The organism is Allosaccharopolyspora coralli, assembly GCF_009664835.1.
In the GTDB taxonomy this organism is placed as follows: domain Bacteria; phylum Actinomycetota; class Actinomycetes; order Mycobacteriales; family Pseudonocardiaceae; genus Allosaccharopolyspora; species Allosaccharopolyspora coralli.
Map to the genome: position 1 here is coordinate 2,142,657 of NZ_CP045929.1, position 14,702 is coordinate 2,157,358.

Annotated in this window: 12 protein-coding genes; 5 read left to right on the forward strand and 7 right to left on the reverse strand. The window is 69.4% G+C overall.

What is annotated here, in order from left to right; genetic code table 11:
- Positions 1-116 precede the first annotated feature (116 nt).
- From GIY23_RS10165 to GIY23_RS10180, 4 genes are all read left to right on the forward strand, one after another.
- On the forward strand, positions 117-680 hold the full coding sequence (locus GIY23_RS10165) for a sigma-70 family RNA polymerase sigma factor (RefSeq protein WP_154076428.1): 564 nt from the start codon (positions 117-119) through the stop codon (positions 678-680).
- On the forward strand, positions 677-1,333 hold the full coding sequence (locus GIY23_RS10170; protein WP_222850276.1) for an anti-sigma factor: 657 nt from the start codon (positions 677-679) through the stop codon (positions 1,331-1,333). Before GIY23_RS10165 ends, GIY23_RS10170 begins: the two co-directional genes overlap by 4 nt.
- An 89-nt stretch (positions 1,334-1,422) precedes the next feature.
- Positions 1,423-2,814: an FAD-binding oxidoreductase gene (locus GIY23_RS10175; protein ID WP_154076429.1), complete on the forward strand. Its 1,392-nt coding sequence runs from the start codon at positions 1,423-1,425 to the stop codon at positions 2,812-2,814.
- Positions 2,815-2,983: 169 nt separating this feature from the next.
- Entirely contained in the window at positions 2,984-3,421 is a 438-nt protein-coding gene (locus GIY23_RS10180) for a PPOX class F420-dependent oxidoreductase (RefSeq protein WP_154076430.1), read from the forward strand.
- 217 nt (positions 3,422-3,638) lie between these two features.
- Here the strand turns inward: GIY23_RS10180 and GIY23_RS10185 are convergent, their stop codons facing one another.
- From GIY23_RS10185 to GIY23_RS10205, 5 genes are read right to left on the reverse strand one after another with little or no spacing between them, the layout of a single operon-like run.
- On the reverse strand, positions 3,639-5,852 hold the full coding sequence (locus tag GIY23_RS10185; protein WP_228717645.1) for a thiamine pyrophosphate-dependent enzyme: 2,214 nt from the start codon (positions 5,850-5,852) through the stop codon (positions 3,639-3,641).
- Positions 5,849-6,796 carry a LysR family transcriptional regulator gene (locus GIY23_RS10190; RefSeq protein WP_154076431.1) on the reverse strand — a complete coding sequence of 316 codons (948 nt, stop codon included), beginning with the start codon at positions 6,794-6,796 and terminating at the stop codon, positions 5,849-5,851. Before GIY23_RS10190 ends, GIY23_RS10185 begins: the two co-directional genes overlap by 4 nt.
- A 7-nt stretch (positions 6,797-6,803) precedes the next feature.
- Complete coding sequence (locus GIY23_RS10195) at positions 6,804-8,006, reverse strand: Glu/Leu/Phe/Val family dehydrogenase (RefSeq protein ID WP_222850277.1); 1,203 nt, start codon at positions 8,004-8,006, stop codon at positions 6,804-6,806.
- A 40-nt stretch (positions 8,007-8,046) separates the two neighbouring features.
- Positions 8,047-9,201: an NAD(P)/FAD-dependent oxidoreductase gene (locus GIY23_RS10200; RefSeq protein WP_154076433.1), complete on the reverse strand. Its 1,155-nt coding sequence runs from the start codon at positions 9,199-9,201 to the stop codon at positions 8,047-8,049.
- Positions 9,202-9,204: 3 nt separating this feature from the next.
- Complete coding sequence (locus GIY23_RS10205; protein WP_154076434.1) at positions 9,205-10,776, reverse strand: aldehyde dehydrogenase family protein; 1,572 nt, start codon at positions 10,774-10,776, stop codon at positions 9,205-9,207.
- 248 nt (positions 10,777-11,024) lie between these two features.
- Between GIY23_RS10205 and GIY23_RS10210 the strand changes: the two genes are divergently transcribed.
- Complete coding sequence (locus GIY23_RS10210) at positions 11,025-11,837, forward strand: serine hydrolase (protein WP_154076435.1); 813 nt, start codon at positions 11,025-11,027, stop codon at positions 11,835-11,837.
- Positions 11,838-12,068: 231 nt separating this feature from the next.
- Here the strand turns inward: GIY23_RS10210 and GIY23_RS10215 are convergent, their stop codons facing one another.
- The gene (locus GIY23_RS10215) at positions 12,069-13,703 is read right to left on the reverse strand and encodes an amidohydrolase (RefSeq protein WP_187352088.1); all 1,635 of its coding nucleotides are present in this window, start codon (positions 13,701-13,703) and stop codon (positions 12,069-12,071) included.
- A 64-nt stretch (positions 13,704-13,767) separates the two neighbouring features.
- On the reverse strand, positions 13,768-14,295 hold the full coding sequence (locus GIY23_RS10220) for a hypothetical protein (RefSeq protein ID WP_154076437.1): 528 nt from the start codon (positions 14,293-14,295) through the stop codon (positions 13,768-13,770).
- Between the last annotated feature and the right edge of the window lie 407 nt (positions 14,296-14,702).

Sequence of the window (14,702 nt, forward strand, 5' to 3'; positions counted from 1 at the left end):
CCCGAACCGGGTGAACCCTGTGGTTGCCGTCCGTGGTCGAACGCCGAGGCACGCAGTCGTGGTTGAACGCAGCGCGCCGTCGCGGCGTACACAGCTGTCGAAGGGGAGGTGGATGGATGCGCCGTTCGCGACAGAGCCGGAGGAACGACTGGCCGGGCGAGTTCGATCTCCGGTCCGAACACGGCGTCCGCGCGGCCTACGCCATGCACGGCCCCGAGCTGTACCGCTTCGCCCTGCGGCAGCTCGGCGACGAAGGACGGGCGCGCGACGTCGTCCAGGAAGTGTTCCTGCGGGCGTGGCGCGCGGCGGAGTCGTTCGACGCCGAAGTCGGCAGCCTGCGCGTCTGGCTGTTCGCGATCGCCAGGAACGCGGTGGTCGACGAGGTGCGCCGGGTACGCGCCCGGCCGGTGCGGCTGGTCGACGACCGGGCGCTCGCCACGCTCGCCCACGGCGACCTCGCGCACGACGAGTCGGTGATGACGTCGTGGCTCGTCGAGGAGGCGATGCGGCGCATCACTCCGGAACACCGCGCCGCGCTCGTGGAGACGTATCTTCGTGGCCGTCCGTATCCCGAGGTCGCGCACGAGCAGGAAATCCCGGTCGGCACTCTCCGGAGCAGAGTGTTCTACGGCTTGAAGGCCCTTCGGCTGGCGATGGACGAGATGGGGGTGGAACCGTGAGCGACGAGCACCGCACCGTGGTCGAGATGCTCGGGGCGTTCGCGCTCGACCAGCTCGACGACCACGAACGCACTCGTGTCCTCGCACACCTGGACTCGTGCACCCGTTGCCGCGCGGAACTGGACGACATCGCACCGCTGGCGCAACCGTTGCGGCAGGTCGACCCTCACACGCTGACGAGTACACCGGCTCCGCCGCCTGGACTCGACGACAGCATCGTGCACGAGATCCGGTCTCAGCAGGCTCGTACTGGACAGGTACGTCCACGCTGGGTCGTGCCGGTCGTCGCAGCGGCGCTGACAGCGATCGTCGCCCTGCCCCTCGGTTATCTGGCGGCACCGAGCCCCCCGGACCAGCCCGTGGAGCCGGTGGTGGTGGCGATCGAGGACCGCGACGTGGAGGCCGGCGCCGAAGTCATTCCGCACACCTGGGGAATGGAGATCACTCTCGCCGCGAGCGGCTTCGAGGCCGACGAGACGTACCGGGTCGTGGTCACCTCCGACGACGGTCGCCGGGTGAGCGCGGGCGAGTTCATCGGAACCGGCGACCAGGAGATGACGTGCAATCTCAACTCGTCGGTCCTGCGGGAGGACGCGGCGGGATTCGAGGTGCGCTCCGAGGCCGGTGAGCTCGTGTTGACGTCGTCGCTGTGAGTCCGTGCGCGGACGTGGTGTGGTCGAAGCTCCCACGGATACCGTGGGGGCCGTTCCACGGCAGTGCCGTCATCGCGACAGGAGGCGACATGGTTCACGGCGTGGTGGAGGCGCTGCGCGCGGTGCTCGACGAGTCCCGGCTGGTGACCGACCCGGACTCGATCGGCCGCTACGCCCACGACGAGGCCGAATGGGCCCCGTTCGGTACGCCGGCGGCCGTGGTTCGCCCGGCGAGCACCGCCGACGTGGCCACTGTGGTCGCGACGTGCGCCGAGCACGGTGTCCCCGTGGTGCCGCGTGGGGCAGGCACCGGCCTGTCCGGCGGTGCCAACGCACTCGAGGGATGCGTGTTGCTCTCGTTCGAGGCCATGGACCGGATCCTGGAGATCGACCCCCGCGAGCAGCTCGCCGTCGTGCAACCGGGCGTCGTCAACGACGACCTCCGCGCAGCGTGCCGCGAACAGGGCGCCTGGTACCCGCCCGACCCGGCGAGCGCGCCGTGGTCGACACTCGGCGGCAACGTCGCCACCAACGCGGGCGGGCTCTGCTGCGTGAAGTACGGCGTCACGCGGGACTACGTGCTCGGCATCGAAGCTGTCGTCGGCGACGGCGAGGTCGTGCGGCTCGGCAGGCGCACCGCCAAGGGCGTCGCGGGCTACGACCTGTGCGGCTTGTTCGTCGGTTCCGAAGGCACGCTCGGGATCATCACCGAGATCACCGTCCGGCTCCTGCCCGGTGTACGGGCTCCGGAACGGACGGTCGTGGGCTACTTCGACTCGCTGGTCGCGGCGGGGGAGGCCGTGGCGGCTGTGACGGCCGCCGGGGTCGTGCCCTCGGCGCTGGAACTGCTCGACCGCAGCTGTCTCGAAGCCGTCGACGCGTGGAAGAACATGGGCCTGAGCGCGGAAGCAGACGTGCTTCTGCTCGGCCGTTCGGACACGCCGGGCGCGGCGGGGGAGGACGAGGTCGACACGCTGGTGCGCTGTTTCGACGAGGCAGGCGCGACGTGGAGCGCGCGGTCGACCGACGAACACGAGGCCGACGCGCTCTTTGCGGCACGTCGACTGGCCTATCCGGCGTTCGAACGACTAGGCCCGTTGCTGACCGAGGACATCTGCGTTCCTCGGGCGTCGGTGCCGGACATGCTGCAACGAATCGAGAAGGCCGCGAAGGCGCACGACACCCGCATCGCGAACATCGCTCACGCCGGCGACGGCAACCTGCACCCGTTGATCATCGTCCCGGCGGGTGACGACGAGGCTCGGACTCGAGCGAAGCAGGCGTTCGAGGAGATCATCGAGGACGCGCTCGCGCTCGGCGGGACCGTCACCGGCGAGCACGGCGTGGGGTTGCTCAAGCGTCGCGGTGTGCACGCCGAACTCGGGCCGACGGTGATCGGGATGCACCACTCGGTGAAGAACGCACTCGACCCTGCCGGGATCTTCAACCCCGGCAAGGTATTCGGCGACCCGGACGCCTGACAGGGGCATTGTGGTAGTGAGGTAGGTGGGCCGGTACCGGAGCCCCTCGCCGTGCCCCGGCTGGCCACGCGTGGTGTGACTGCGAATTGGGCTCGCGTGATTGACGGAACCGCCGCCGGGGAACCCGTCGGGCAGCAGGGAGCACACGGGTGAGAGCGGGAGTGCAGTCATGGCGGCGAACACGTCGAACGGGCCGGAACTGATGACGATGACCGAGGAGCTGGCGGCCGGGCCGAACTTCGCCGCCGTGTCCACGGTGTTCCCGAGCGGAAAGATCCAGACGCAGATGATCTGGGTCGGGATGCTCGACGGGACGATGGTGCTCAACACCGAGACGCATCGGGCCAAGACACGCAACGTCGGTCAGGACGAGCGGATCACCGTACTCGTCCGCGACGAGGCAGACCCGTACCGATACGCGGAGGTCCGCGGGCGCGTCACCGAGACCACGACGGGGGCTCGGGCACGCAGTCATCTCGACCAGCTCGCCCAGAAGTACACCGGCCACGACTACCCGGAGGAGAACATCAAGTCCGAACGCGTCATCCTCTGGATCGAACCCGAACGGCAGACCCTGGTCGACCAGAAACGCGGCGTCGGTGAGTAAGAACTCCTCATGAATCAGAAGGTTGTGATCGGCGGGTCGGGTGGCGGGTTCTCAGCGCCCTCCTCGCTGCGGGATCGGTTTACTGAGTCGGCCTACGCGGCGAAAACCGCTGTCCGCGCGAGGAGGGCGCTGAGAACCCGCCGGTGGTGCGTACGTGGTGACCGCTCCAGCATGAGAGGGGCAGTCCGCACACCGGGAAGTATCCGCGTCCGCGGGGTCAGCGCTTGGTGAGGTTGAGTGCCGCCTTCTCGATGGTGGCTTCGTCCAGCAGGACGTGATTGGCCGCCTCGCCGAGGGGGATGAACGAGTCCTCGCTGCACACCCGCCCGAGGTCGCCGCGAAACCCGTTGTCCACCAAGGTCGTGACGACCGCCTCCGAGATGCCGCCGGAGCGGCGGGTCTCGTCGACCACGAGCACCCGGCCGGTGGCATTCGCCGAGTGCAGCAGATCCGAAACCGGAAGCGGCGCGAGCCACCGCAGATCCAGCACCCGGACACCCACACCGCGTTCCCGTAGTCGTGCCGCCACGCGCAGGCTCATCGGGAGTCCGTTGCCGAAGGTCACCATCGTCAGGTCCTCGCCGTCGCCGTGTTCGCGCGCGCTGCCGATGGGCACGTGACCGGCGTCGAATCCGGGGTACGGCGCGAGCCATTCGTTGTCGCCCGTCTCGTGCAGATCCCGCGTGTGGTAGAGCGCGATCGGTTCGAGGAACACGCACACGCGGCCGTCCTCGTGCGCCGCGGCCACGCAGGTCCGCAGCATCTGCGCCGCGTCGTCCGGACGCGAGGGCGCGGCCAGCACCACACCCGGCAGATCGCGCAGCGCGGCCACGCTGTTGTCGTTGTGGAAGTGCCCGCCGAAGCCCTTCTGGTACCCGAGACCGGCGATCCGGACCACCATCGGATTGTGGTACTGCCCGTCGGAGAAGAAGCTCAGCGTGCTCGCCTCGCCCCGGAGCTGGTCCGAGGCGTTGTGCAGGTACGCCAGATACTGGATCTCCGGGATCGGCACGAGCCCGGCGAGGCCGGAGCCGAGCGCCGTGCCGAGGATGCTCTGCTCGTCGAGCAGCGTGTCGAACACGCGCGTCGCACCGAATCGCTTGCGCAGCCCACGTGTCACCCCGTACACGCCGCCCTTACGTGCGACGTCCTCACCGAAGACCGTCACCCGCTCGTCGCGGACGAGCTCGTCAGCGAGTGACCGGTTGATCGCTTGCGCGAGGGTCAACGGCCCTTCGTCTTCCGGAAGTTTTCCGAGACCGGCACGTCGGTGTTCGGGATCGACGTGGACCGCGCGGCGCCGGACCTGTTCGGGCCGGGTGGGCGCGATCGCCTCCATCACGGCCGCGCTGCCTGCCAGTTTGGGGCGCCCCACGACCTCGTCGGCGAGCGCCGCGACCTCCGTGCGCTTCTCTTCGTAGCGGCGGAGTACTTCTTCCGGCGTGAGCGTGCGGTGTTCCACGAGGGAGCGAGCGGTGGCCAGCAGGGGGTCGTGTTCGTAGTCGGCGAGAATCTCGTTGCGTGCCCGGTATCCCGACTCCACGTCGGATCCCGCGTGTCCCATGAGACGGACAGTGCGCAGGTGCAGGAATGCGGGCTTGCGGTGTCGCCGCACCCAGGCGGCCGCCTCGCGCGAGACGGCAAGGCAATGCTCCGGATCGTGACCGTCCACAGTGAAGTACCGCAGTCCGCGACGCTGCGCGTACGTCGTCTCGATCCAGCCGTGCGGGGTGCGGACACTGATCCCGATCCCGTTGTCCTCACACACGAACAACAGCGGCATCGCAACGCCCTGATGTGCGGTGTGCAGCGCGGAGTTGATCGCGCCGGTGGCCGTGGAGTGGTTCGCCGAAGCGTCCCCGAAACTGCACACCACGACCGCGTCGGGTCCCCAGCTATGGCACCCTCCGAGCTTGTCCGCCCGGGACAATGCGAAGGAGAGTCCGACCGCTCGGGGCAGGTGGGAGGCGATGGTGGAGGTCTGCGGGATGATCCCGAGATCGGGGTGGCCGAACACCTTGTGCCTGCCCGCCGAGATCGGTTCGTCTGCCGAAGCGACGATGCCGAGCAGGACGTCACGCAGGGCGTCGTGCCCGGGTACTTGGTTGGCGCGCGCGAGGTAGAAGCCCCCGGACCGGTAGTGCAACAGGGCCGGGTCGGTGGGGCGTAGTGCGGCCGCGACGGCGGCGTTCGACTCGTGCCCCGACGAGCCGATGCTGTAAAAACCTTCCCGGCGGGCGCCGAGCTTCCTCGCCACGAGGTCGAGGTGCCTGCTGCCCAGCTGCGCGTCGAAGAGGTCGAGCAGGTCGACGCCGGACGCGGGGCTGCCGGTGACCACCTTCGCGCCGGGATCGACGGGCTCGCGGTGATGCAGTGCGGCGACGGCGTCGAGGAAGTGGGCGTCGATCGGTTCGTGTTCAGGCATGGTCATGGTGTCGCGGTCTCCGCTCGTCGATCGCGGTCGGTGGCCTGCCAACCCTCGGCGAACTTCGCGCACGAGCGCGCGAGCTGGTCGAGGGCGATCGGCAGCAGCGGGTTGGTGTTCTGTTTGCGGTAGAGCGTTTTCACGCGTCGGTGAGGTTGCCTGCCGAGGATCGGCTTGGTGCGCACGCCGTCGTCGGCGAGGGCGAGGCCGGGCAGGGCGGCCACCCCCAAGCCGCGCGAAACCAGGTCACGGACGACCGAGTAGTCGTTGCTGCGGAACACGATCCGGGGAACGAAATCCGCGGCGGCGGCGAGCCGGACCAGCGACCGAGCACCCGCGGTGTCGCGACGGGTACAGATCCACGGATCGCCGGCGAGCTCACTCAGGTCGATTTCGTCCCGAGCGGCGAGCCGGTGCCCCTCCGGCAAGGCGATCCACAGCGGCTCGGCCATGAGTTCGTCGACGCACAACTCGAGTGGCCACTGCCGCGGGTCGAGGTCGTACTCGAAGACCACCGCCGCGTCGACGTGGCCGTCGACGACGCCGCTGATGACCTCGTCGGGCTCGCCTTCGTCGAGTTGGACCTCGGCGTTCGGGCGTTGCGCCACCACCGCCGCCAACGCCTCCGGCAGGATCCGCGCGTTCGCGGTGGCAAAACTGGCCAACCGGAGGCTTCCCTCGTCGCCGGCGACCATCGCCTGCACTTCCCGGTGCAGAGCGTCGAGCGCGCCGAGGGCGTCCCGGCTGCGTTCGGCCAGTCGTATCGCCAAGCCCGTGCTGCGCGCCGAACGCGCCGTGCGTTCGAACAGCGGCGCACCGATGGCGCGTTCCAACAGCATCATCTGTTGGGACACGGCCGAGGCCGTGTAGCCGAGAGCACGGCCCGCCTCGGCGAACGACCCGGTGCGCACGCACTCCTGCAGGGTGCGGAGGTGGATCGGGTTCAGCACGGCGACATCACCGGTCCGGTCTCACCGGCTCGGGGTACCGAGCGGCGGCGGAAGCGGGAGCCCGCAGGCGCCCGCGCAACCCCATCGCGGTGCGCACCCGCTCGCGCGCGAGGGACAGCGCAGCCTCGTGTGGCAGCACCCCGTCGGTACGCGACCGCTCGAGTACCAGGGTGGTGTTGGATCGGGACTTCTCCGTGACGGTGTCGAGAATCGTGGCCGCCTCCGGACGGAAAGCCGAGTACCGGGCGTCCATGGCGAAGCCCGCGGCGATCACGCCACCCGCGTTGGCGATGAAGTCGGGTACCACCACGACGTCCCTGCCGGCCAGGATTTCCCGTGCCGACGGAGTCGTCGGAAGGTTCGCGCCCTCCACGACGACGGGCGCCTTGATGTGTCGAGCCGTCCGGTCGTCGATGACGTCCTGGCTCGCCGCGGGGACGAGGACGTCGCAGTCGACGAGCAGCTCGGATCCCGGACTCAGCTGGTGCGACGCCGGCGCGGTCGCGACGCAGGCGTCCCCGAGCTCGGACCGGGCTTCGAGCCAGCCCGGGACGTCGAGTCCGTCGGGGTCGTGTACCGAGCCGTCCATCGTGGACAACGCCACGACGTGGGCCCCGCGCGCGTGCAGACGACGTGCGGCGGCGCTGCCCACCGCCCCGAAACCCTGGAAGGCGATACGAGCCCCCTGCACGCCGCGCCCCCGGTGCGCCAGTGCGGCCTCGACACTCTCGGCCACCCCGTGACCGGTCACTCCGAGCTGGTCGTAGGGCACGCCGCCCAGTTCCTCGGGCACCCCGACGGCGGTGCCCCTGTCGCCCAGCTCGTCCTGGATGATCGCCGCGTCCCGTTCCGACATGCCCATGTCGAGTCCGGCGACATAGCTGGCGGGGATCTGATCGGCGAGTTTCCGCGCGAACGCGCGGACGATGCGCTCCTTGTCCGGAGAGCTCGGGTCCGCGTTGATACCCGCCTTCGCTCCACCGTGGAACAGGTCCACGGCCGCCCACTTCCAGGTCATCACCCGGGCCAAGCGGGCGATCTCGGTGACGGTCACCGACGGGCTCATGCGAGTGCCGCCCTTCCCGGTGCCGCGGGCGGTGTTGTCGATGACGAGCACACCGCGCATGCCGGTCCGGGAGTCCGCCACGCACACGATCTTCTCGGGGCCGAACTCGTCGATGTCCTGCAACAGATCCGTCACCGCAACCATCCTTGTCCCTCGATGCGTCCCGTTCGCGGACGCCTAGTGCTCAGATGCAGTTGTGCTCGGGGCGCACGGCCGCGTGCGCGAATCGGTCGGCGTGCAACGCCGAGACGTCCACCACGGGCTCCCGTTCGAGCACCAGGTCGCGCAGCACTTCGCCGACCGCCGGTCCCTGGAGGAAGCCGTGCCCGGAGAAGCCCGTCGCGTACAGGAAGCGCCCGGGGCGGTCGGACTCGCCGACCAGTGCGTTGCGGTCCGGCGTGACCTCGTACAGGCCGGCCCAGCCGTGACCCACGCCGAGGTCCGCCAGCCGGGGCGCCCGCCGCGCGATGGCGTCCGTGAGCCGGCCCAACCACCGATCGTCGGTGTCGGTGCGGAAACCGAACTCCTCGTCGGGGTCGGACATGCCGATCAGCAGGCCCTGGCCTTCCGTGTGGAAGTAGAAGCTCGAGTCGAAATCGATCGTGAACGGCAGTGTCCGCGGCAGATCGGGGACCGCTTCGGACACCAGGATCTGGCGGCGCAACGGCCGCACGTCGAGTTCCACGCCGACCAGGGAGCCGATCGCCGCCGACCACGCCCCGGCGGCACAGACCACGATCGACGTGGCGACGTCACCGTGGTCGGTCCGCACCGCGGTGATCTCCGCGCCACTGGTGGTGATCCCGGTGACCGCGCAGTGCCGCCGGACCACGCCACCGTGTCGCCGCGTCGCCTGCGCGTACCCCTGCACCACCGCCTCCGGCGTGCAGTGTCCGTCCGCCGGGGAGAACGCGGCCCCGACCAGACCGTCCGGCACGACGTACGGCGAGAGCGCACACGCCTCGTCGACCGTGAGGATGCGGCTGGGCACCCCCATGGAGTTCTGCAGCTCGACGTTGCGCTCGAAGACCGCGAGATCGTCGCCGTTCGACAGCAGGAACAAGTAGCCGTGCTGCTTGAGGTCGATCTCGGCGCCGGGGCGCGAACCGAAGTTCTCGAAGGCACGGAGACTGCGCTGCCCGAGTGCGATGTTCACTGAGTCCGAGAACTGCGCCCGCACCCCGCCCGCTGCCCGGCAGGTGCTGCCCGCACCGAGTTCGTCGCGTTCGAGCAGCAGAACGTCGACGCCGGCCTCGGCGAGGTGAAAGGCCGTGCTGGTCCCGATCACCCCGCCGCCGACGACGACGACCTCCGCGTGCTCGGGAAGCGCGGAGGTCATCGCTCACTCACCGCCCAGCTCCGGCGGCAACCGGTAGTCCATGTCCGGTTCGACGGTGGCGACGTCCATCTGTGCCTTCTGCAACTGCCCGGAGAAGTCCCAGTTCAGCGACTGCCACCGGGTGAACTGGTCGAGCACCCAGATTCCGGACTGACGGCTGCCGTTGCCGGACTTGCCGTTGCCGCCGAACGGCAGGTGCGCCTCCGCTCCGGACGTCGAGTTGTTCACGCTGAGCATGCCCGCGCCGATTCCCTCCCGGAACCGGAACGCGTTGGCCGGGTCGGTCGTGTAGATCGCGGCCGACAAGCCGTACCCGGGCTTGTCGGCGATCTCGATCGCCTCATCGAGGTTCTCGAACGTGGTGACCCCGACGATCGGCCCGAAGGTCTCCTGCATGAACAGTTCGTCGTCCGGGCGTACCCCGTCCACCAGCACCGGGTGGTAGAACAGGCCGGCCTCGGGATCGCCGTCGAAACCCGCACGCGGCGTCGAGCCGGTGATGCGACCGGTGGTCTCGGAGCCGAGCACGGTGTGATGCGGCTGGATCCAGCCGAGGATCTTCTCGAAGTTGTCGGCGAACTTCTGGTCCAGCAGCGGGCCGAACAGTGCGCCCCCGGTGGGGTCGCCGACCGTGGCCCCGCGCAGGGCGGTGTCGAGCCTGCGGACGAACTCGTCGTGGATGTCACGGTGCACGACGAGGTTGCCGAGCGAGGTGCAGCGCTGCCCGGCCGTGCCCCACCCGGAGAACAGCGCACCTTCGACGGCGAGATCCAGGTCGGCGTCGTCGCAGACGATCATGGGGTTCTTGCCGCCGAGCTCCAGGCACGGGCTCTGCGTGTAGCGTCCGGTGAGTTCGCCGACCTTCGAACCGACGGCGCTGGACCCGGTGAACCCGACCTTGTTGACGTTGCCGTCATGCAACGCGCCCTCGAGGCCCTCGTAGGTCGACTCGCCGTCCGCGTAGACGACGTTGAGCACACCGCGCGGCACGCCCGCGCGCCAGAACATCTCGGCGAACGCACGCGCGGAGGCCGCCGCGTACTCGGCGGGTTTCCAGACCACGGAGTTCCCGCACAGCAACGCGGGGACGAGGTACCAGGAGGGCACCGCCACCGGGAAGTTGCCCGCGGTGATCACCGTGGCGACGCCGACCGGCATCCGGAACGTGAACAGCTGCTTGTCCGGCATCTCCGACGGCACCGTCTGGCCGTAGAGACGTCGTCCCTCGCCGAGGAAGTAGTCGCACGTGTCGATGATCTCCTGGACCTCACCGAGGGCTTCCGCGTAGGGCTTGCCGATCTCACGGGTGACCAGGCGGGACAGTGATTCTTTGTTGGCCTCCACGATCCGGCCCAGAGAGGCGACGACCCGGCCGCGCACCGGCGCCGGGACCTTGGCCCACTCACGCTGGGCAGCGCGTGCGTCCTTGGCGGCGGCACGCAGTGCGTCCGGGCCGCCGAGCTGCACACGAGCCACCACGTCGTCCAGTCGCGCCGGATTGCGCGACAGGTACTCCTGACCGGACTCGAAGGTCCCGCCGCCCGAACCGATCACGGAGTTGATCGTCGACTCCACCGACACGCACCTGCTTTCGTCTGCCGCGCCGGGCGTTCGCCCGGCTGCTCCGCCTGCGTCGCACCCGCGCCGGGGTCGTCCGGCCGGTGACCGCCTCCGTCGAGCACGAGAGACTCTTGCGCTCGATGTCGTCACCGTAAACGTTCATGTGGCCCGAAGCCGAGGTTCGACAGAGTGACGTCTGCTCGCTCTGAGCGAAAGCCACGCTGATGCCGAGCCGTCGGAGAACACTGTGATTGGGTGGCGGGATGCGTTCGTTCGCTGAGCGACTCCGAGCTCGGCTTCCGGGTGACTGTCCTGGCCGGCTCGGATTCGCCGCCTGGCACCTCGACGAGAACGAGCCGGTGCTGATCGGGCAGACCCGGCAGGTGGACGCCGCGAGCACGATCAAAGTCCTGGTGATGATCACGGCGCTGCGAGCCGTGCAGGACGGCACGATGCGATGGGACTCCTGCTTGCCACTGCCGGAACCCGGCGATCGGGTCGGAGGGACCGGCGTGCTGCGCGAACTGCACGGCCTCCGGAGCATGGAGCTGACCGACCTGATCACGCTCATGATCGTGATCAGCGACAATGTCGCCACCAACACGGTGATCGACGCGGTCGGCTGCGATGCCGTCACCGACACGGCCGTGTCGCTGGGATGCCCGGACACGCAGCTACAGCGCCACCTCAACGACATGAGGGCGCAGGCGGCGGGCCTGGACAACGTAACCACCGCGGTGGATCAAGCGAGGATTCTGGCGGCACTCGCGTCCGGGCACGCGCTCGACCCAGGCACCACGAGACATGCGTTGGGCGTGTTGGCGCGCCAGCAAGTGCGGGACCGGCTCCCCGCCCGGCTGCCGTGGGATGCGCGCTGTTGGAACAAGACCGGTGAGGAGTCCTGCTTGCGCCACGACGTCGGACTCATCGGCACCGGCGACCGTCCCGAAGCGGTGGTCGCCGTCCTGATCGACGACCTCACCGACTCCCGTTCCCTCGGAATTCGCGGCGGTCCCGCCGTCGACTACATCGCCCGCTGCGGCGAAGCCGTTCACTCCGCCTTGTGGTCGACATGACACGCGAGCGCGTCGAACTCAGCGTGCGTTCGGGAACTGGCTTTTGCGTCCGTAGGGCACGCCTCACCGTGCCCAGCCGGGGCACGGTAGAGGCTCCGGCGTTCGGAGTTCGTGCCTCACAAGTAAAGGGCTCTCCCCGCGTACTTCTGGTACTCAAGAGGACCCCAACGCAACGAGGCGCGAACCGGTGCGGCGGTACCCGACCACCTAACCAAGATCCGAAATGCCCCCTCAGCGGCGGTTCTCCCGGGAGTGGACGAGGCGGCCTTCGACGAAGGTGTGATCGACCCGCGCGCGGGCGATCTCGTCGACCGGTATCCGGAAGATGTCCCGGTCGAGCACCGCGAGGTCGGCGTCCTTGCCGAGTTCCAGCGAGCCGGTCCGATGGTCGACGTGGTTGACCCAGGCGCTGCCGATCGTCGCTGCGGCGACCGCGTCCGTCAGGGGCAGCGACTCGGCGGGCAGCAGTGGGTCGGTCTCACCCGGTTCGGTGCGCGTCGCGGCGATCTGCAGCGCGAGGAGCGGATCCGCCTCCGAGACGGGCCAGTCGCTGCCCACCGCGAGCACGGTGCCCGCCTGACGGAGGGAACCGAACGGGTACTGCCACTCGGACCGGCGGTCGCCGAGGTACGGCAGCGTCAACTCGGTCATCGCCGCGTCCCGCACGGCCCATCGAGGTTGGATGGTCGCGGCCACCCCGAGGTCGCGGAACCGCTCGACGTCGTCCGGGTCGACGACCTGCACGTGTGCGATCTGGTGGCGCAGGTCGGACCGTCCGTTGGTCCGGCGGGCGTGCGCGCACGCGTCGAGCGCGTCCCGGACCGCGCGGTCGCCGACGGCGTGGAAGTGCACCTGGAACCCGTCCGCGTCCAGCAGCCGCACGACGTCAGCCACAGTGGACGAATCCAGGTGGGACAGCCCCGATGTCCGGGAGCCGAGGTAGGGAAGCCTCATCGCCGCGGTGAGGTTCTCGCACACCCCGTCCAGCATGATCTTGACGGTTTCCGCGCGCATGCGTGCGCGGCCGCGTGTCTTCTCCCGCCGCGCGCGCAGGTCGGCCAGCTGGGCGTCGTCGCCGTCTCGTCGCCACCACAGCGCGCCCCGGACCTTGCCGGTGAGCAGCCCGGCCTCGTCGAGTTCCAGATAAGTGGGCAGCGGGTCGTCGTAGCCCGCGTACGGTCCGATGATCGCGTCGTGCCATGACGTGACGCCGCACGAGTGCAGGTGCCGCTGACCCTCGAGCAGCCCCGCACGGCGGTCGGCGGCGCCGGCGCGGGGGAGGACCGGTGTCACCAGTTCCGTCGCGCCTTCGTGCAGCACCCCTGCCGGTGAGCCGTCGGAGGCGCGTTCGATCCATCCGTCCGGCGGATCCGGGGTCTGCCGGTCGAGTCCCGCGATGCGCAGCGCCGCGCTGTTCACCCACGCCGCGTGATGATCCCGGCTGAGTAGGTAGGCGGGCCGCTCGTCGGTGACCGCGTCGAGCGTCTCCCGGGTCGGTGTGCCACCCGGGAAGTGCGCGGACTCCCACCCGCCGCCGAGGAGCCATCCGGTGCCGCGTTCGGCGGCGTGCTCGATCCGCCGCAAGCACCCCGGCGCGCTGTCCGTGGCCGAAAGGTCGCAGCGCAACCGTTCCAGGCCGCCGTAGAGAGGATGGACGTGCGCGTCGTGGAACCCGGGCAGGAGCAGCCGTCCGTCGAGATCGACGATCTCGGTGAGCGGACCGATGGTGTCCTCGACGGCGGCGGAGCCGAGCGCCACGATGCGTCCGTTCCGGACCGCACAGGCGTCCGTCGTGGAGCGCACGGCGTCCATTGTGGCCACTGGGCCGCCCACGAAGACCTTCTCGGCCCGGTCTCCCTCGTCCATCGGTGACCTCATCCGCCCCGGCTCCCGTTCGCGCGCCGACACCGACCGTATGCCCGCTCCGGGATCAGTACCGCTCGCGCTCCAGCGCCCGTTCGCCTGAGTTGTCCCGGCCCGTCTGGGCCTGGTGCGGTGCGGGGCCGTTGTGCGACGGGTCCGTCGGGGGTGCGAGCCAGGCGGGCGTGTTCTGCACCGCGCGCGGGAACCGGCGCAGCTCGTCGTGGTACTGATCCGGAGTCGGCGGGTGGGTCCACGCGGGTTCGAGCTCGCCGTTGAAGTCGACGCTGTAGCTTCCCGGCCGTCGCAGGCGGTAGGCGGCGCTGACCCAGGTGCCCCGTTCCGGGCGATACATCCCGTCGCGCAGGCGAGTGAACAGTGCCTCCGAGTCCGGGGGAGCGGCCAGTGGAACGGTGACACCGTTCGCGGTGATCAACAGGGCGGCGCTTTCGACATGGGTGCCGAGTGCGCGGTACTCGAGCAGGGCCTCGTTCCAGCGGGGCGGCAGCGATCCGGCGAGGCTGCGGCCGATCTGCTGGATCAACCGTTGTTGCTCGGTCTCCTCGAGCGCCGCCCGCGGGGGCTCCGGTGCGGTCATGGCTGCATCCTCGCAGGTTCAGACCCGACGGTCGGTGGGTTTCGGCAGAAAGATCGCCGACAGGCGAGTGATCGTCGACAAGCCGTCCGGCGCGCGCCGTGCAGCGACACCCCAAAGGGCAATGAAAAGCCATGTGACCTGCGGAAACATAAATCTGTCACGGTTGGGTCGCCTGATTGTTGACAATAAATCACGACGCGTCTTACCTTCGAGTCATCGCCAGCCGACCGGGAGGTGACCATGCGTCGAGTGACCGTGCAAGGCCCTCAACGTCAGGTCCGCTGGCTGTCTTCTTCTTCTCTCTGGCTGCGACATTCGTGACACACATCGGGGTATGCCCCGATGTGTACCGCTGAGCAGCGTGCGGCCGATTCAGCCAGTTTCGCCCGAGAACGCCTGACTCACTT